This window comes from Burkholderia sp. AU44665 (genome assembly GCF_030504405.1).
GTDB classification, from domain to species: domain Bacteria; phylum Pseudomonadota; class Gammaproteobacteria; order Burkholderiales; family Burkholderiaceae; genus Burkholderia; species Burkholderia semiarida.
In genome coordinates, this window is record NZ_JAUJRI010000007.1 from 175,689 (window position 1) to 193,482 (window position 17,794).

The 17,794-nt window shown below is 66.3% G+C and carries 14 protein-coding genes; 7 read left to right on the forward strand and 7 right to left on the reverse strand.

What is annotated here, in order from left to right; genetic code table 11:
- Positions 1-37 precede the first annotated feature (37 nt).
- The 3 genes from QZM15_RS17185 (at position 38) to QZM15_RS17195 (ending at position 2,655) form a co-directional block, all read left to right on the forward strand.
- On the forward strand, positions 38-1,009 hold the full coding sequence (locus QZM15_RS17185) for an ornithine cyclodeaminase family protein (protein WP_302106931.1): 972 nt from the start codon (positions 38-40) through the stop codon (positions 1,007-1,009).
- A gap of 24 nt (positions 1,010-1,033) precedes the next feature.
- Positions 1,034-1,756, forward strand: a complete 723-nt coding sequence (locus QZM15_RS17190; RefSeq protein WP_104013023.1) for an HAD family hydrolase — start codon at positions 1,034-1,036, stop codon at positions 1,754-1,756.
- Between the two features lie 695 nt (positions 1,757-2,451).
- Complete coding sequence (locus tag QZM15_RS17195) at positions 2,452-2,655, forward strand: SymE family type I addiction module toxin (protein WP_099317098.1); 204 nt, start codon at positions 2,452-2,454, stop codon at positions 2,653-2,655.
- A gap of 40 nt (positions 2,656-2,695) precedes the next feature.
- Here QZM15_RS17195 and QZM15_RS17200 read toward each other — a convergent pair whose 3' ends face one another.
- The 5 genes from QZM15_RS17200 to QZM15_RS17220 form a co-directional block, all read right to left on the reverse strand.
- On the reverse strand, positions 2,696-2,971 hold the full coding sequence (locus tag QZM15_RS17200; protein WP_099317097.1) for an Imm53 family immunity protein: 276 nt from the start codon (positions 2,969-2,971) through the stop codon (positions 2,696-2,698).
- Positions 2,968-7,842: an RHS repeat-associated core domain-containing protein gene (locus QZM15_RS17205; RefSeq protein WP_302106862.1), complete on the reverse strand. Its 4,875-nt coding sequence runs from the start codon at positions 7,840-7,842 to the stop codon at positions 2,968-2,970. Before QZM15_RS17205 ends, QZM15_RS17200 begins: the two co-directional genes overlap by 4 nt.
- Before the next feature lie 43 nt (positions 7,843-7,885).
- Positions 7,886-10,699 carry a type VI secretion system Vgr family protein gene (locus QZM15_RS17210; protein WP_302106863.1) on the reverse strand — a complete coding sequence of 938 codons (2,814 nt, stop codon included), beginning with the start codon at positions 10,697-10,699 and terminating at the stop codon, positions 7,886-7,888.
- 132 nt (positions 10,700-10,831) lie between these two features.
- The gene (locus QZM15_RS17215; protein ID WP_302106864.1) at positions 10,832-11,449 is read right to left on the reverse strand and encodes a glutathione S-transferase family protein; all 618 of its coding nucleotides are present in this window, start codon (positions 11,447-11,449) and stop codon (positions 10,832-10,834) included.
- 94 nt (positions 11,450-11,543) lie between these two features.
- Positions 11,544-11,912 carry a YciI family protein gene (locus QZM15_RS17220; RefSeq protein ID WP_059580008.1) on the reverse strand — a complete coding sequence of 123 codons (369 nt, stop codon included), beginning with the start codon at positions 11,910-11,912 and terminating at the stop codon, positions 11,544-11,546.
- Between the two features lie 81 nt (positions 11,913-11,993).
- Between QZM15_RS17220 and QZM15_RS17225 the strand changes: the two genes are divergently transcribed.
- Complete coding sequence (locus QZM15_RS17225; protein WP_104013024.1) at positions 11,994-12,461, forward strand: MarR family winged helix-turn-helix transcriptional regulator; 468 nt, start codon at positions 11,994-11,996, stop codon at positions 12,459-12,461.
- Positions 12,462-12,607: 146 nt separating this feature from the next.
- Positions 12,608-13,369, forward strand: coding sequence for an isocitrate lyase/phosphoenolpyruvate mutase family protein (locus tag QZM15_RS17230; protein WP_059580004.1), 762 nt, complete (start codon positions 12,608-12,610; stop codon positions 13,367-13,369).
- 151 nt (positions 13,370-13,520) lie between these two features.
- Here the strand turns inward: QZM15_RS17230 and QZM15_RS17235 are convergent, their stop codons facing one another.
- On the reverse strand, positions 13,521-14,420 hold the full coding sequence (locus QZM15_RS17235; RefSeq protein WP_302106865.1) for a LysR family transcriptional regulator: 900 nt from the start codon (positions 14,418-14,420) through the stop codon (positions 13,521-13,523).
- A gap of 101 nt (positions 14,421-14,521) precedes the next feature.
- Between QZM15_RS17235 and QZM15_RS17240 the strand changes: the two genes are divergently transcribed.
- A complete protein-coding gene (locus QZM15_RS17240; protein WP_302106866.1) occupies positions 14,522-15,400 on the forward strand; it encodes an aldo/keto reductase family oxidoreductase in 879 nt (292 codons plus the stop codon).
- Between the two features lie 50 nt (positions 15,401-15,450).
- On the opposite strand, the gene QZM15_RS17245 is transcribed toward QZM15_RS17240, so the two are convergent.
- Positions 15,451-16,653 carry an MFS transporter gene (locus QZM15_RS17245; RefSeq protein ID WP_302106867.1) on the reverse strand — a complete coding sequence of 401 codons (1,203 nt, stop codon included), beginning with the start codon at positions 16,651-16,653 and terminating at the stop codon, positions 15,451-15,453.
- 70 nt (positions 16,654-16,723) lie between these two features.
- On the opposite strand from QZM15_RS17245, the gene QZM15_RS17250 reads away from it, so the two are divergent.
- A complete protein-coding gene (locus QZM15_RS17250; protein ID WP_302106868.1) occupies positions 16,724-17,773 on the forward strand; it encodes an AraC family transcriptional regulator in 1,050 nt (349 codons plus the stop codon).
- Positions 17,774-17,794: the final 21 nt, after the last annotated feature.

The window sequence follows — 17,794 nt, forward strand, 5'->3', positions numbered from 1 at the left end:
CCTTGATTCATCTCGTGCCGAACAGGCGCCCCCGACCATGCCGACCGACGCCCGCCTCCTTCTCCTCGACCGCGATGCCGTCGAGCCCGCCCTGCAGGTCGAGCAAGTGATGGCGGCCGTCCGCGAAGCCTTCGTGCTGCACAGTCAACGGGCAGGACGCGTATTCCCGGTCGTGCGCGAGAAGCTCCATACCGGCGGCGTGTTCGGCATCAAGTCGGGCGACGTCGCCGGTCAGGACTTGCTCGGCTTCAAGGCGGCCGGGTTCTGGCCGGGCAACCGTGCGCTGGGCGGCGAGCCGCATCAGGCCACCGTCGCGCTGTTCGATCCGGCGACGGGACGCCCGCTGTGCATCATGGACGGCAACGCGATCACCACCGCGCGCACCGGGGCCGCCGGCGGCCTCGGGTTGCAACTGCTCGCGCGCCGCGACAGCACGCGGCTCTGCGTGTTCGGCACGGGCGTGCAGGCGCGCGTGCAGCTCGACTACGCGCTCAGGCTGCTGCCGCGGCGATGCACGGTGCAGTACGTGACCGTCGGCGGCGAGCCGGACCCGGCGTTCGAAGCGCACTTCGTCGATCGGTGCACGATCGGCGTGGCGCGCGACCGCAACGACGCGGTGGCCGATAGCGACGTGGTGATCACGGCCACGCCGGGCGGCGGCGCGTTGTTCGACGCGGATGCCGTGCAACCCGGCACCCACCTGACCTGCGTGGGCGCCGATACCGCGGGCAAGCGCGAACTTCCGGCGGGCGTGCTGGAACGCGCGCGCATCGTCGTCGATGATCACGATCAGGCGCGCGGCATCGGCGAGTGCCAGTGGGCGCCGGATTTGCCGCGCACGGAAATCGGTGACATCCTCGCGGGTGCGACATCGATCGATCGTGCCGCGCACGAGATCACCGTCTTCGACATGACGGGGCTCGCGCTGCAGGATCTGACCGTCGCGCGCTTCCTGTATCGGCACGCCCTCGACCACGGCACCGGCACTGCCGTTCCGTGGCCCTGGTAAAACGACTTCCCGCTTTCAACCGCCATGCGTCTCGCCAAAGTCTCCGCCCTCTCGTTCGACCTCGACGACACCCTGTGGCCGTTCGGGCCGTCCGTCGTACGGGCCGAGGCGGCGCTTCGCGCATGGTTGATCGAGCACGCGCCGAACACCGAGCGCGTGCTGCCCACGCAACAGGCACTCGGTGCGCTACGTGACGAATACGAACGTTTGTGTCCAGAGCTTGCCGGCGACTTTCGCGCGATGCGAATCGGGTCGATCCGGCTGGCGCTGGAACGCGCGAACGAAGATGTCTCGCTGACCGATCGTGCGTACGACGTGTTCTATGCGGCGCGCAACCGCGTCGAATTCTACGAAGACGCGCTGCCGGCGCTCGCGTGGCTGAGCGAGCGCTTTCCGTTGATCGCGGTCACCAACGGCAACGCGGATCTCCGGCTGACCGGCGGCGGCGAATTCTTTCGCACGACGCTCAGTGCGCGTGAGTTCGGCTTCGCGAAGCCGGAACCCGAGATCTTCCATGCGGCGGCGGATGCGCTCGACGTACGGCCGGGCGAATTGCTGCATGTCGGCGACGATTTTCATCTCGATATCGTCGGCGCGCTGAATGCGGGGCTGCAGGCGGCGTGGGTCGTACGCGAGCCGGTTTCTGCAGGCGAATACGCGCCGGGGTACGCCGTGGCGCCGCATCTCAGGCTGCGCGACCTGTCGATGCTTTGTCGCGTGCTCGGCGGGCCTGACGACGTGTCGTAGACGTCTGTACGACGGTCGAGTAGAACAGGCGGAGCAGATCACCATCGGCCCGGATCGCCGCCAACCACGATAACAACAACGGCCGCAACTGCGGCCCTTTCACCCATCACCAAACTCGCATATTCGGAGAACAGAATCCAGAAACGATATCCATAAGCTCCAGAATTCGCTCTTCAATATTTTAAGTTACGCCATCCCTCATAGATTCCAACAATTCACATACGGAATTCGAACTAAAACCTTTCTCCCGATATTTCACGAGAATATCTCTCAGCACGTCGAAGTCGGCGCTCGCCTCCAATGCGTCGCGCAGTTCCCGATCCAGCACGACATAAAGTTCAGCCGTCATTGCCTCACCAATTTTTCACGCGTTGAACGAAGTGCGGCTTGATAATCAGATAAAGACATACTTGTGCTTGGTTGGATCGTTCCATGCTTGGCACTATCCCGCACGCACCTCAGACTTTTCGGAAGGTTCGCTGTATTCAGCAAACAAGCACAGTCCCTTCCGGTTCCCCCTGGATTTTCGGGGCGCCTATGAGGCGGAAGATTGCGTGCTGATTCCAGAGCAACCGAAATGCCGCCAGTGCTTGGATGAACCGTTCCGTCAATGTCGACCGGGATATCTACACCAGGACGTGCGCCAAGTCCACGCGCCGTAGGTTCGGCAACCCGTCACGGAGCGTTTCATCACCATGCAGCGCAAGCGCGACATCGGTCGTTACGGACTGCAGGCCATCTATGACGAGAGCTGCGAGCCGCTGCACCTCTGGCTCAAGATCGTCGGCCGCTGGCTGATACACGACGTCGGCTTCCACGCCGGCCAGAAGCTTCACGTTCACGTTGAACACGGCAAGCTCACCATTACCGCCGCGCAAATCACCCCCGATTGCGGCTAACCACACTAACTACAAGGGCCACAACTGCGGCCCTTGGTGCTTAATGCAACCAGTCCATCGCAAGCATCAGAATTTCCTTCAAATTACTTGAACCACCATACCCAACAAATTCCTCTTTAGTAGCAGTCACACTAATCCAATCTGATTCATCACGCTCTGCATTAATATCTATCAACTTTCTCCCCGAAACACCATTTATTCTAACTTCCCATCCCGGATTGTCAATGGTAGAAATCTTCACACCGTAAGAATGCTCCCAAACATCATCGCATTGAGATGTATACCAGTGCTGCAACGCATCGATTAGATCATTCATTTGCACAACCCCTTCCGTCTTGCAAGCTCCCTTGCCACTCGCACATCCTGCTTAGTTGCCGCCGTCGTGACCTCTGTCTTTTTTGACGTAGTTATTTGGCCGTTCGGTCCGATGTTAATCGTTCGCGTCTGAACATGGGGAGTTGGAATTTTAACTTTCGTCGCCTTATCGAAGTGCGCATCACCCTGCAAATCAATATGGCCTTGCGTTGTCGGCGTAGAAAATGTTACCGAATTCCGATTAATCTGCCTAGAAAGTTCTTGCGCCATCTCGGTGGCATCCTTCGGTCCCTGAGATGCGATATCGTTGCAACTCGGCAAGCACTTCGCACATTGCTTCGACAGCCCCAGCGGATCAATCCAGCCAATTGGATTGGGTGCGTACTGCCAGACGTTCAATCCACCCTGCAACCCAATCGGGTCCTTCGAGATGAACCTGCCGCTGCCCGGATCATAGTACCGATACCGGTTATAGTGCAGCCCCGTCTCCTCGTCCCGATACTGCCCCTGGAACCGAACCGCGTTCCCCGCCTCGTTGCGCTCCGGCACCTCCCCCCACACCGTCTTCTCGCCACCCCACGCCCGATACCGCCCCAGCCACACCACCTTCCCCGAATCGTCCAGCAGTTCCTGCGGTGTCCCCAGGTGGTCATTCTGGTAGAACAGCATCGCATGCCGCGTCTTCGCCGGCACCTGCACGAACCTTCCATCCGTGCCCGTCGCCACGAACGCCGCCTCCACCAGCGTCTCGTCCAGCCGCGCCAGTGGCACGAACGTCCCCGGTTCGTGCAGGTACAGCGACGCCCCCTGCCACCGGTGCCGCTCAATGAACGTATGGACCCGCTGCGCCACCGGCACCGAGTACGGATCGGCAGGATCCTCCCGGACCATCGGCGTCGAGCGGTCCCCCACCCGCTCGCCGCGTTCCCCCGGCTCAAGCGGTGCGATATGGAACCGCTCCTCCATCAGCAGCACGTCGCCGTCCCACGTGAACACTGTCCGATCGATGTGGCCGTCCCTGCTCGTCACCTCTTTCATCCGCCGCCGGCCGAACGCGTCGTAGGTAAAGTGCACGCGCAATTCCGGCCGCACCGTGCCCGGGGTCGACGTCACGCCATGTGGCGTCCGCTCGATCCGGTCGATCTCGTTCGCCGCCGGCCACCTCGCATAGCGTTCGGCCTGCGTGAGCCGGTTCGCCGCGTCGTATTCGTACAGCCACGTCACGCCGCCCGGCTCCGTCTTGCGCACCAGATTGCCTTGCGCGTCGTGCTCGTAGCGCGTGCGGTTCAGTTCCTTCAGCACGTTGCCGATGCACTTCGGCAATGACCGCTCCCAGCCGGTCAGCGCGTCGACCTCGTCGGCAATCCGCAAGCGCCGCGCGAGCTGTTCGTCGGGCAACCGTTCGCCCGGATGGGCGTCCCACCACGCACGATCCTGCGCCATCTGCCGCTGCATCCGCGCCTTGGCCGACTCGATCGTTTCGTCGCTCGGGCGCGGCGGGATGCTGTCCGGATCCACCGGGTTGCCCGCCGGATCGAATGCGAATACCTCCTTCAGATCCCGTGTCGTCGCCTTCAGCAGACGCCCGGTCGGGTCGTACGCATACTCCGTGACGCCGCGCGTGCGATCCTCGATACGCGTCAGGTGACCGGCCGCGTCGTACTGCAACCGGCGCGTGGCCATCCAGTCCGCCAGCCGCGCACTCCCGTCACGCCGCACGGCCATGCGCTGCAATCGACCTGCCGGATCGTATTCCCGAACCTGCTCGAAGCTGCGATACCGGCGCACGATCTCACGATGCAGTTTGTCGCGCTCGAAGTCCACCAGCGGCCGGCCGTCCAGCAACACGCCGTGCAAATGGCCCGAACCGTAGCGCAGCCAGTCGATCGTGCGCGTGTTCGGCAGTTGCGTGCGGATCCGGTTGCCGAGCACGTCGTATTCGTGACGCGTCACCGTCGTGTAGGAACCGTCGCTGTCCGGGTAGATCGTCTGCTCTTCGGCGATCAGGTTATCGGCATCGTCGTAGTGCAGGTGCACACGGCTGTGATATCCCTGCGCGGTCGTTAGCCGGCCGCGGGTGTCGTAATGGAAAAGCTCGGTCACCCGGCCCCGGCCGCCCGGCCCCTTCGTTTCCCGCCGCGTCAGCCGGCCGAGCGGGTCGCGCGTGTAGGTCGTCTCGACGTCCCCGGCCTGCGAACCGATCAGTTGCCCGGCATCGTCCCATTGGTAGCGGGTCGTGCTGCCGTCGAAATCCGTCTGCTCGACGATGCGCCCCAGCCGGTCGTAGCCGAACCGCGTCCGGTCCCGGTTCTCGTTGGTCAGCGTGTCGAGCCGCCATTGCCGGTCGTATCCGTATGCCAGTTCCCCGCCTGCGGCGTCCTTGCGCCAGGTCGGCTGCCCGCGTGCATTGAACGTGTACTCGGTGACGTGGCCCGCGCCGTCGCGATACGTGCGCAGGTTGCCTTCTCCGTCCCACGTGAAGCGTTCCTCGGCGCCGTCCGGATGCACGACGCTGACGACCTGCCCTCGCGCGTCGCAGCGATAAAGCGTGTCGTGGCCCGCGGCATCGGTGACCCGCGACGGATGACCGCGCTCGTCGTAGCCGTAGCGTGTCGCGTGGCCGGAGCAGTCGGCCGCCTCCGCGAGCCGTCCACCGTGGTCATAACGGAAGCGCTTTACGCCGCCCTTCGGATCGGTCAGCGACAGCAATTCGCTGCGTACGCCCCACACGTAGCGGGTCGTGCGGCCTGCCGCGTCCGTCACGGAGACCGGCCGGCCAAGCGCGTCGTAGGCCGTTTGTGTGACGCGGCCATCCGGCCCGGTGACCTGGACCGGCAAACCGCGCGCGTCGTATTCGGTACGCGTGACATTGCCGAGTGCGTCGATCTCGGCCGTCAGCCGGCCGTGCACGTCGTACTCGAAACGCTGCGTGTGACCCAGCGCGTTCCGCATGCCGACCAGACGGTGCTGGTCGTCCCATTCGTACGATTCGGTCGAGCCGTCGGGATGCTCGACCAGCACGATCCGGTTGTGGAAATCGTAGCGGTGAATCGTCGCATGGCCGCCGGCATCGGTCGCCTTTGTGTACCAGTGGTCGCGATGGTACTCGAAGTGCATGTCGTCCTGGACATGCTGGCCGTCGTTGCCGTACCACGTCCGCACGCATCGGGCGTCGGCCGTCGCGGGCACGCCTTCGCGCCGGCCCGGCCAGTCCCATGCGAGGTTCGCGGGGTGTCCGTTGAAATCCGTATAACGCGTGAGCAGGTGTTGCTCGTACGTATACGTACGCCGGAAACCGAGCATGTCGACGTGGCCGCTCAGGTCGCCGTCGGCGCTGTACGTGTAGCGCGCGAGGGCTTCGTTGGCGAGCCCCGGAACGCCTGCACGGTAGATCGCCGAGACGCGACCGTCGACGTACTCGATGCGGATCGCGTTCGCCGCGCCATCGCTGATCGTAACGAGTTCGCCGGCGGCGTTGTACGTGAAGCCGAGACCGAGGCCGTCGCGGTTGATGCGGGAAACGAGGCGGTAACGGGCCGACGCAACGCGGCCGCTCAGTTCGTATTCCTCTCGACTACCGTCCGGATAGGTCAAATGGATTCGGCGGCCATCCGGGCGTGCAATCGTGAACTGCTCGGCCGGCAGCTCGACCGACTCCCCGAATCCCACCGGCGGCAACGGCACCGCGCGACTGTCCGGATCGAAGAACGTCAGCGTACCGTCCCGCTCCTCCAGCGACAGATGATACGCACTGCTCCAGCGCGCGCCCAGCGGGCTCGCATCGTAGGCCGCAAGGCTCGATCGATAGCGTCGCGTCCACACGATCGGCACGACACCGTCGAGCACGAAGTCGGTCTGCGCGAGGTGCTCGTCGCCCATTGCGTAATTGACGGGCTTCGCGCTCGCCGTCTTCGGACAGCCGCACCCGTCCTTCGGCGGCAGCGGGCTGGGCATCGCGCCTTTCTGCGTCGAATCGCGGTGCTCGCCCGGCTTGCGGTGCGGCGCGCGCATCGTACCCGGCGTGGCCTGCGCGACGTGCGACGGCATCCCGCGCGCCTTGCGCGCCTTGATCTCCGCGGTGATCTGCGCGGCCATGAACAGCAAACCGCCCGCTTCGTCCACGCTGCCGAACGCGCGGTCGAGCATCGGCCCGGTGTCGCGGTCGAACGCGTCGAGCCAGGCGACGATCGCATCGCGCTGACCCGACACCTTGAGCAACTGGTCGATGCCAATGAGCGCGATCTCCTCCGTCGACGGCACCCACGACAGGAAGCCCGGGTTCTTCTTGATGCGCCCCATCTGCTCGGCCGCCGAAACAGGATCGAGCACGAAGCGGCGCACCGTGCGCGACGCTTCGCGCACCCCCGCGACGATGTCTTTCTTCCACGCGTCGAGGTGCGTGTCGAGTTCCGCCATGAAGGCGAGCACGTCGCCGCCGGCCGTCGCCCAGAACAGGTCGACGAGCATCGCCGCGCCCGCACCCTTTGCAAATGCGAGCAACACTTCCTTGACGACCGCGCGCGCCGGCCGCGTCGCATTGCCCGCGGCGGGCACGACACCGATCGCATCGATCGCGAGAATACCCCAATTGAGGACCTTCACCGTGCCGCCCGGCTCGCTGCAGATCCGGTAGATGTCGACACCGACGTCGTACAGCGACATCGCATTGCCGACGAACGGCACCATGTACAGGCACTGCACGAAGATCTCGAGGCCGGGGTTACCGACCGATTCGACGTCGGTCGCGATCAGCTTCGGCGAGGTGTCCGGTGCGGGAACCGGACTGACGATCACGCGCCGTGCTTCGGCATTCTGAAGAATCGCGTTGGGTATCGGACGCTGCGGGGTCGAGGGTGCGGTGGTTCCGGCCATAAGTTGTTATCTGTTTCGAATAGGAAGCGAACACCGCGCGCGATCAGCGCGACACGGTGGTTTTGACGAGACCGGGGGCGGCGCCGGGCATCGAAGCCGCCGCGTGATTGCTTGTGGAATTCGCGACTGGCTCGCCGACAGCGTCGAGCGAGGCCCGGGCAAGCGCAGCGGCATCGCCGTTCGCGACGTTCGCCGCCCCGCCCGATGCTGCTTCCCTGACGAGCGCGGCCGCCCCGAGCGCTTGCCCGGCCGACTCCGCTACGGGAATCGCGGCCGTCATCGACGCCCCGACGAGACTCGGCACCGCGTGGCCGGCATCCCCGCTCGCCGGCGAAAATGGCGGCGTCCGTTGCGGATCGCTCCACTTGCGCGCGGTGTCCTGAAGATCGTGGTCTTCCTCGAAATACTGGACCGAGCCACCGCCGCGCGGCACATCCGCCACCGTGCCCCGGCCGTCGGCATCGAGCCGGCCTTCGCGCCACGAACCGTCCGGGAACGTCACGCGATACTTTGCGTTCCTGACCGGCTCCCCATTCGGATATGCATGCCAGAGCTTCATGCCGGTTCGCTCCTGTGCCGGCATCAGCGGCAACGCCTGCCGACGGGTCGCGGACGGCCCGGCACTCACCGGCCCACGCAACCGGATCTCGCCCGCACTGCCGATCTCCACTGTCCCGCCTTCGAGCTTGATATAGGCGCCGCCGCACATCAGCACCAGCGCCTTCTGCGCATTCAGCGTCACCGCATCCGACGTGCTCGCGATCGTCACGCCCTTCAGCGCCGTCAGTTCGAGCGCATCCGCCTGCGCCTGAACGTCGACCTTGCCCGCGCCCGCGTACAGCTTCATTCCGTGCGCATTCGCATACAGCGACACCGCATTGCCCGCTGCAACCGTATAGTTGCCGCCGATCGCCGCATCGGCGTTGCCGCCCGTCGTCGTGAAAAGATGTCCGTCAGCCGCCAATTGCATGTGTTCTCCACTGGTCACGGCAACCCCGTGCGGTGCGGATGCGAGCAGCACGGCAGCCTCGAGATCACGAACCTGCGCTTCGAGCAACGCCTGCTGCGCTTCGCAGGCCGCCATCGTCGCTCGCGCCTTCTCGACCGCGTCGCTCAGACGGCGCATGCGGGATCGCGCCGCGTCGAGTTGCCGCCGCGCGACCGTCATGTCGAAAGCGTGCCCGCCCGCACTCGATTGCGCATCGGCCGACAGGAACAGTCCCTTGCCGGCGCGCAGCGCGCCGCGCTCATCGGTCCTGACCTCGAACCCTTCACCACGCGTCTGCTGTCGGCTGTCGACGAAATGCCCGAGGTTGACCTGCGTCTTTCCTCCGTAATCCGTCGACAGCTTGATGCTTTCGCGCCCCTTCCGATCCTCGAAGCGAAGCTTGTTGTTCGCTCGCGTGCGAATCACGTTGCGCGTGTTGAAGCCATCCCGGCTCGTGACCAGGTCGACGGCCTGACTGTGATGGTGCGCATGCGCGATATACGGCCGGTTCGGGTTGCCGCCGGCAAATGCGACCGCGACTTCGGTATCGGCCAGCAGCGGAAAGTGGAATCCCGTCTGATGGCTGCCTGCGAAGGGCTTGGCGAGGCGCAGCGGCACACACTCGCCGCCGGCAGGCCATGTGTCGAAATCGAAATCGAAGCGCACGGTGTAACAGCCGTCGCTCGTCAGATGCGCATACGGCGAAGCGCCCGGAGTCGTGACCCGTGCCGGCAACGTGCCCGCAATCGCAGGCCAGCGGTGCTCGTCGAGTTTCAGTCGAAACGGCCGGCCGCACGGAATCGCGTCGAACGTATTGATATACGACGCATCCCGGCCGCCCGCATGACGTACCGACACGATCACGATCCCGTGCGGCGCGTCGGCCGGTTGCTCGTCGAGCTTCGCGACAAGGCCCGGCGCGAAGTCGACAACCGAACTCTTGCCCGAATACGTGACCTGCCATGCAAGCGCCGCGTCGCGGCGCAATTGCGCTTCACGCCGGGCTTCGTCGCCGTCGGCATGGTGAGTGCCATAGACGTAGCTCGCCCCCCATGTCGTCGGATCGTCGCGTGCGATGGTCGCCTCGGCGTTGAATCGGTCGTCAGCCTTCTCGGGGTTGTAATCGGCGACCTTGATCGAACGAGGAATCGTTTCGCTTAACGATTCGAGCGAAAGCACGGCCTCGTGACCACTTTCCAGGCCGCTTGCTTCGCGGTACGGAATGACGACTTGCGGACGATACGAATAGGCATCGACATCATCGCCGAAATGCAGTTCGTCGCCATGCTGTCCCGCGCGGAAAAAACAGAATAATCCGGTTTGTTCCATCAGCAGGCGGATGTAATCCCAGTCGGACATCCGGTACTGCATGCGAAACGCAAGACGCGGATACGCGCGCCGCAGCTTGAATGAAAACTGGTGCGCGCGGAATTCGTGCCGCCTGAGGATCGATTCGACGATTTCGGGCACGGACTGTTGCTGATAAATGCGGGTCGCCTCCACGAGGCGCAAACGGGCGACGAACGGCTCGACGACGATCCTGTACGACACGAAATCGCGCGTCTTGCGGATCTGACCGAACGCGGTGATGCAGCCGGCGAATCGACGCACCACGCCCGTCGCGGCATTCGTGCCGGGGGGCTCGATCGTAAAGATGGCGGGGCGATTGAGGTAATCGGCGCGTGCGAGCGAAACCGGGCTCGTCAGCGTCACTTCGATCCGATAAGGCTCGCCCAGCCGCTCGTCGAGCACGAACGACATGATCGACAGATCCGGCGTCGCGGGTGCGCCGGGCACCTCCAGGAAATACGACTGCCGACCGGTTATCCACTGCGCGAATGCGCGTTGCGTATCTCGTCCTCGGGCCATGCTTCTCTCTCAGCAACCGCGTTTTTTCTCGGAAACTGAAGAGATAAAGGATGGCCGGGTTCTCGTCCAGCGAATGGCAACGGTCTGCAACAATGTTCGTGGCCGATCACGTCGACGTGACCGACCACCATTTCACGCCGCCTTCCTCGCCTCCGCGATCCGCTGCGGCGCCTTCGGCCGCGCATACAGCCGTTCCAGATACGCGCGCAATTGCGGGAACGGCTCGATCAGGTGGCATTCGCTCGCCCAGTCGATCAGATAGGCCGTCACGCAATCGGCCACCGTCAGCGTATCGCCGACGATGAACGTGCGCCCTTCGAGATGCGTGTCGAGAATCGCGGCCATCGTCGTGAAATCCTCGCGCGCGAGTTCGATATCGGCCGGCGAGCGCTTCTCCGGCGGATAGAGGAACGTATGCCGCGTGATCCGCCACAGCGGCTGCTCGAGCTCCGTCACCGCGAACATGACCCATCGATAGGCCTGCGCCCGCAGCGCCGGATCGACGGGCAGCAGCGCCTTCTCCGGATACTTGTCCGCGAGATACAGCACGATCGCGGCCGATTCGGGAATCACGAGGTCGCCGTCCACCAGCACGGGCACCTTGCCGGCCGGATTGAGGCGCAGGAATTCGGGCCGCTTGTGCTCGCCCTCGAGCAGGTTGACCGACACGAATTCGAAGTCCGCATCCAGTTCCTTCAGCCCCCACAGCGCGCGTTGCGAGCGGGTGCCGGCAAATCCGTAAAGCTTCATCGCCTGTCTCCATCCAGAATGTCGGGAAGATGTCTCCATCCGGGCTACCGCGCATCGAACGACGCGACGCACGGTGCCCGGTATCACGCGTCGCTCATGCGCCGGGAATCGCCAGCACCGGCATCACGTCGACCGACACGCCCGGGAACAGCGTGAAATGCGGATGGCCTTCGAACAGCGCGGCGGCCGCGTCGTGCGACGCCGCGCGCACGACGGTAAAGCCGGTCAACGCATTGGCCGTGTCACGGATGCCGCCTGCATCGATGGCCTTGGTCTTGCCGAGCGGCCCGCCGAGCTCGACGATCGCGTCGCGATGCCGCTCGACCCACGCATGCCATGCGGCGATGCCGTCGCGCTCGCGCGTGCGCCGTTCTTCATCCGGCAGCGCGAGCCATGCCTTCATCGCCGGGCTATCCTGGGTCCCGAGAAATACGGCGAGATACAACTGTTGTTGCGCACTCATGCCTTCTCCTCCAATGACGGACGCGGCGGGTTGCCGCGCCTCGACCTTGACAAGATAGGTTGATATCAACACAATTGCAACATGGCACGAAAAGAAAAGCTTCCCTTCGAGACGACGCTGATGGTGCGCGATTGCTGCCTGTGCCTGCACATGCAGCGCGCGGCGCGCAATCTGGCGCGCATCTTCGACGATGTGCTGCGCCCGCTCGACCTTACCAACGGCCAGTTTTCGCTGCTGATGTCGTTGAACCGGCCGCAACCGGCCTCGATGAAATCGGTCGCGTCGCTGCTCGCGATGGACCGCACCACGCTCACCGCGGCGCTCAAGCCGCTCGAGCGGCGCGGCCTCGTCACGATCGTGCAGGATCCGGACGATCGGCGCAGCCGCCTGCTCGAACTGACGCCGGCCGGGCACGACCTGCTGGCCGAAGCGTTCCCGCTGTGGCGGCAGACGCATGCCGAGATCGAGCGGCCGTTCGCGCCCGGCGAAGTCGACCAGCTGCGCGGCCAGTTGCGCACGCTGTCGATCGATCCGGGTTCGCGCGGTTGAGCCGGCGCGTGGATCGCCGCGCGGCGCTCATGCCTACTTACTGCCACGCGCTGTCAGCAGACATTGCCGGCCCGCGTCGCACCGCCCGATTCGGTGGCAATATCGCTCGGCACGACAACCGATCCGGTATTCACGAGGAGACGAGCATGGGCAACAACGAGAAAGGCGCGACTTTCCGGTCGCTTCACCGCGCAGGCCAGCCGCTGGTGCTGTTCAACGTGTGGGACGCCGGCAGTGCGCGCACGGCGGCCGATGCCGGCGCCGTCGCGCTGGCCACCGGCAGTTGGTCGGTCGCGGCAGCCAACGGCTTCGTCGACGGCGAGCAGATGCCGCGCGCGCTGATGATGGACGTGCTGGAGCGGATCACGCGCGCGACGGCGCTACCCGTCACCGTCGACCTCGAAAGCGGCTACGGCGAGCGGCCGGAGGATGTCGCCGAAACGATCGCGCTCAGCATCCGGGCCGGCGCGATCGGCTGCAATCTCGAAGACAGTTTTCCGGCGACGGGCGAACTGCGCGACGCCGACGAAGCGGCGGCCCGTCTCGCGGCGGCCCGGCAGGCGGCCGATCGCGCGGGCGCCGACTACTTCATCAACGCGCGCACCGACGTGTTCTTCAAGGCGTCAGCCGATACGCACGACGAACGATTGCTCGACGCGACGCTGGCACGTGCGCGCGCTTATGCGGCGGCCGGCGCCGACGGCCTGTTCGTGCCGGGCCTGCGCGCGCCGGCGCTCATTCGCGCGCTGACGGCCGCGTCGCCGCTGCCGGTGAACGTGATGCGCGTGTCGGAAACGCCGACGCTCGCGGAGCTCGCCGATTACGGCGTGGCGCGCATCAGCCACGGGCCGTATCCGTATCTGCAGGCGATGAAGACGCTGGCGGCGCTGGTCAGGCAAGGCGGCTGACGGATCCGCGGGGGCGGCGCGGCACGCCCGCTCCCGCGCTTCGGTCGTCGCGCCGCTTGCTGCAGCCCGTGCATCGCGCATCGGCCGGCCATATGAGCGGCGACGGCACGCGGCCCGCTGGGCGCGCATGCCCCGGGGCGCGGTCGAACGCTCAGGATGCCTTGATGAAATCGATGAACGCGCGTAGCGCCGGCGGCACGAGACGCCGCCCGGGATAATACAGAAAGGGCCCCGAAAACGGCCGCCACCACGGTTCGAGCACGGGTTCGAGCGCGCCGCTATCGAGATGCGGACGCAGCCAGTCTTCGAACAGATGCACGATGCCCGTCCCGGCGATCGCCGCGTCGACCAGCAGCTCCGTCGCCCCGCCGATCTGGACCAGCAGCGGCCCGGCAGCCGGCTCGACCCGCACGACCTCGCCGTCGCGCTCGAACTCCCACGGCGGCATCGCGCCGCTCGCGAAGCGCCCGCGCAGGCACCGATGGCCGAGCAGGTCGCGCGGATGCCGCGGCCGGCCGTGCCGGTCGAGATAGCCGGGCGCCGCCGCGGTCGCGAACCGCTGGATGCGCGGGCCGATCGGCACCGCGATCATGTCCTGTTCGAGCCGTTCGTCGTAGCGGATGCCCGCGTCGCATCCGGCCGCGAGCACGTCGACGAAATTTTCGTCGGCAGTCACTTCCAGCCGGATGTCCGGATACGCATCGAGAAAGCGCGGCACGATCGCCGGCAACACGAGCCGCGACGCACTGACCGGCACGTTGAGTTTCAGCGTGCCGGCCGGTCGGCCGCGGAATTCATCGATACCGTCGAGCGCGGCCGCCACTTCGGTCAGTGCGGGCTCGAGACGCGCGAGCAGGCGCTCGCCGGCCTCGGTGGGCACGACGCTGCGCGTCGTGCGGTGCAGCAGCCGCACGCCGAGCCGCGCTTCCAGCCGGCGCACGGCCTCGCTCAGCCCCGACGCGCTGAGGCCCGTCATGCGTGCGGCGTCGCGGAATCCGCTCGCGCGTGCGACGGCCATGAATGCGTTCAGATCACCCAGATCGGTTTGCATTGTTCGCCTTTTCGTACAACCCGTGCGAATTATGCCCGCTTATCGCGCAGCCGACTCGTCCTTATGCTGAACGCATTCATCTCTTCGACAGGAGTAAGGTCATGCCCGATATTCGCCATACCGCCACCTTCAGGCTCGGCGATCGCGCCGTCAGACGAATCGGCTACGGCGCGATGCAGCTTGCGGGCCCCGGTGTATTCGGCCCGCCGAAAGATCGCGAAGCCGCGTTGAACGTGTTGCGCGAAGCCGTCGCATCCGGCGTCGACCATCTCGACACCAGCGACTTCTACGGCCCGCACGTGACGAACCGGCTGATTCGCGACGCGTTGCATCCGTATCGCGACGATCTCGTGATCGTCACCAAGATCGGCGCGCGCCGCGGCGACGACGCGTCGTGGCTGCCCGCCTTCGCGCCCGACGAACTCGAACGGGCCGTGCACGACAACCTGCGCAACCTGGGGCTCGACGTGCTCGACGTCGTCAACCTGCGCATCATGTTCGATACGCACGGGCCGGCCGAAGGATCGATCGAGGCGCCGCTGGCCACGCTCGCCGAGCTGCAGCGGCGCGGGCTCGTGCGGCACATCGGCCTGAGCAACGTCACGCCCGCGCAGGTCGCGCAAGGCCGGCGGATCTGCGACATCGTGTGCGTGCAAAACCACTACAACATCGCGCACCGCGGCGACGATGCGCTGATCGACACGCTCGCCCGCGACGGCATCGCCTACGTGCCGTACTTCCCGCTCGGCGGCTTCTCGCCGCTGCAGTCGTCGACGCTGTCCGGCGTGGCCGCGCGCATCGGCGCGACGCCGATGCAGGTCGCGCTTGCATGGCTGCTGCGCCGCGCGCCGAATCTCCTGCTGATTCCGGGCACGTCGTCGGTCGCGCATCTGCGCGAGAATCTCGCGGCAGCCGACCTCGATCTGCCGGCCGACGCGCTCGCGGAACTCGACCGCATCGCGGGCACCGACGCCGCGTGACGCGCGGATAATCCGCCTGGCAGCCCGTGCAACGCGGGCCGCCACGCCGGTCAGGACGCGGCCACGCCGACGCGCTTCGGCACGCCGGTGACGATCGTCGCGACCGCCACCGCCAGCACGATCGCCGCGCCGACGAACACACCCGCCGCGCCGTTCGCGTCGAACACGACGCCGCCGGCCGCGGCGCCCGTCGCGATCGCGAGCTGGATCGCCGCGACGATCAACCCGCCCGCGCTCTCGGCCTCGTCGGGCACGGTGCGCGTCACCCACGTCGACCACGCGACCGGCACGCCGCCGAACGCCATCCCCCACAACGCGACCAGCACCGCGTCGATCATCGGCGCACGGCCGAGCACGACGAGCGCGATGCCGAGCACGACCATCAACGCGGGCATGCCGATCAGCATCGGCCGCAACCGGTGTTCGAGCACGCGGCCCGCGAGCGACGTGCCGACGAAGTTCGCGATGCCGTAGCCGAGCAGGATCGCCGACAGCCCGTTCACGCCGACGCCCGCCACCTGTTCGAGGAATGGCCGCAGATACGTGAAGAACGCGAAATGGCCGGTGAACACGAGGATCGTCGCGAACATCCCGAGGCCGACGGTCGGCCGGCGCAGCACGTCGATCAGCGTGCGCAGCCGCGTCGTGCCGCTCGGCGGCATCGACGGCAGCGTGAGAAGCTGCGACACGAACGCGATGCCGCCGAGCAAGGCCGCGATCAGGAACACGTTGCGCCAGCCGATCAGGTGCCCGAAGTAGCTGCCCATCGGCGCGGACGCGATGGTCGCGACCGCCACGCCGCTGAAGATGATCGACAGCGCGCGCGGCACCATCGCCGTCGGCACGAGCCGCATCGCGGTGGCGGTGGCCATCGTCCAGAAACCGCCGAGCGCGATGCCGAGCACGACGCGGCCGAACAGCAGCACGCCCAGGTTCGGCGCGAACGCGACGGCGAGGTTCGACGCCACGAGCAGCACCGAAAACACGAGCAGCACGCGCCGCCGGTCGATCGTGCGCGTGAGCGCCGAGATCAGCAGGCTCGTGACGAGCGCGACCGTGGCGGTGGCCGTGACGGCCTGCCCGGCCACGCCTTCGGTCACGCCGAGGCTCTCGGCCATCGGCGTGAGCAGGCTCGCCGGCAGAAATTCGGCCGTGACGAGCCCGAACACGCCGAGCGCCATCGCGAATACCGCGCCCCAGGCCGGTTCGCGGGGGGCCGCCGTCGAGGCGGCCGAGGAGATTCCGGGATTCATGCGGGATTCCGTGTCGGTTAGGGAAAGTACTGATGAGGGCGTATCGTAAGGAACAGCGGCAGGACGGTCTATGACATACAATCCGTTCCTGTTGATCGATCGTCCGTATCTCACGATGTCCGAACCCCTTCTGCCGCCGATTCCCGATGCGCACGACCTCGTCAGCGAGTTGCTGCTGGGGATGCGCCTGAGCGGCGTCCAGTACCGCCGCATCCAGGTCGCGCGGCCGTTCGGGCTGAATTTCGGCCATGCGCCGGGCCGCGCGCAATTCCATTTCGTCGTGCGCGGGCCCGTGCTGCTGCGCGACGTGTCGGGCGAGACGATGCGGCTCGAGGCCGGCGACGCGATCCTGTTGCCGCACGGCGGCATGCATGCGCTGGTGTCCGATCCGGATGTGCCGTGCCGCGAGATCAACGGCTTCGAGGCCAGGAAGATCTGCGATACGGTCGCGTCGGTGGCGTCGGCCGGCATGTCGCCCCCGACCTGCGCGACGACGGAACCCGGCGCCGGCGATGCGCTGATCTTCAGCGCGTGCATGGAACTCGACCTCGGCGGCATGCAGCCGCTCGTCGGCACGATGCCCGCATTCATGCACGTGGGCACGCTGCTCGCGCGCTACCCGGAAATCCGGCCGATGCTCGACGCGATGGAGCGCGAGGCGTGCACGGCGCGCGCGGGCTTCGCGGGCATCCTCGCGCGGCTCGCGGACGTGGTCGCGGCGTTCATCGTGCGCGGCTGGGTCGAGTGCGGATGCGGCGATGCGACCGGCTGGGTGCAGGCGCTGCGCGAGCCGAAGCTCGGCCGCGCGATCGTCGCGCTGCATCGCGACCCGGGCCGCAACTGGAGCGTCGCGGAGCTCGCGACCGAAGCGGGCGTGTCGCGCTCGGTGTTCGCCGAGCGTTTTCTCGCGGCCACCGGGATGACGCCCGTGCGCTACCTGACCGAGCTGCGGATGCGGCTCGCCGCGCAATGGATCGCACGCGACCGCGAGACGATCGAAGCCGTCGCGTACCGGCTCGGCTACGGTTCGCTCGCCGCGTTCAGCCGTGCGTTCAAGCGCGTGGTCGGCAAGCCGCCGGGCGCCGTGCGCGCGGACGGCAACGTGCACGCCGAAGCGTAACGCGCCGACGCGCGGCGCCGG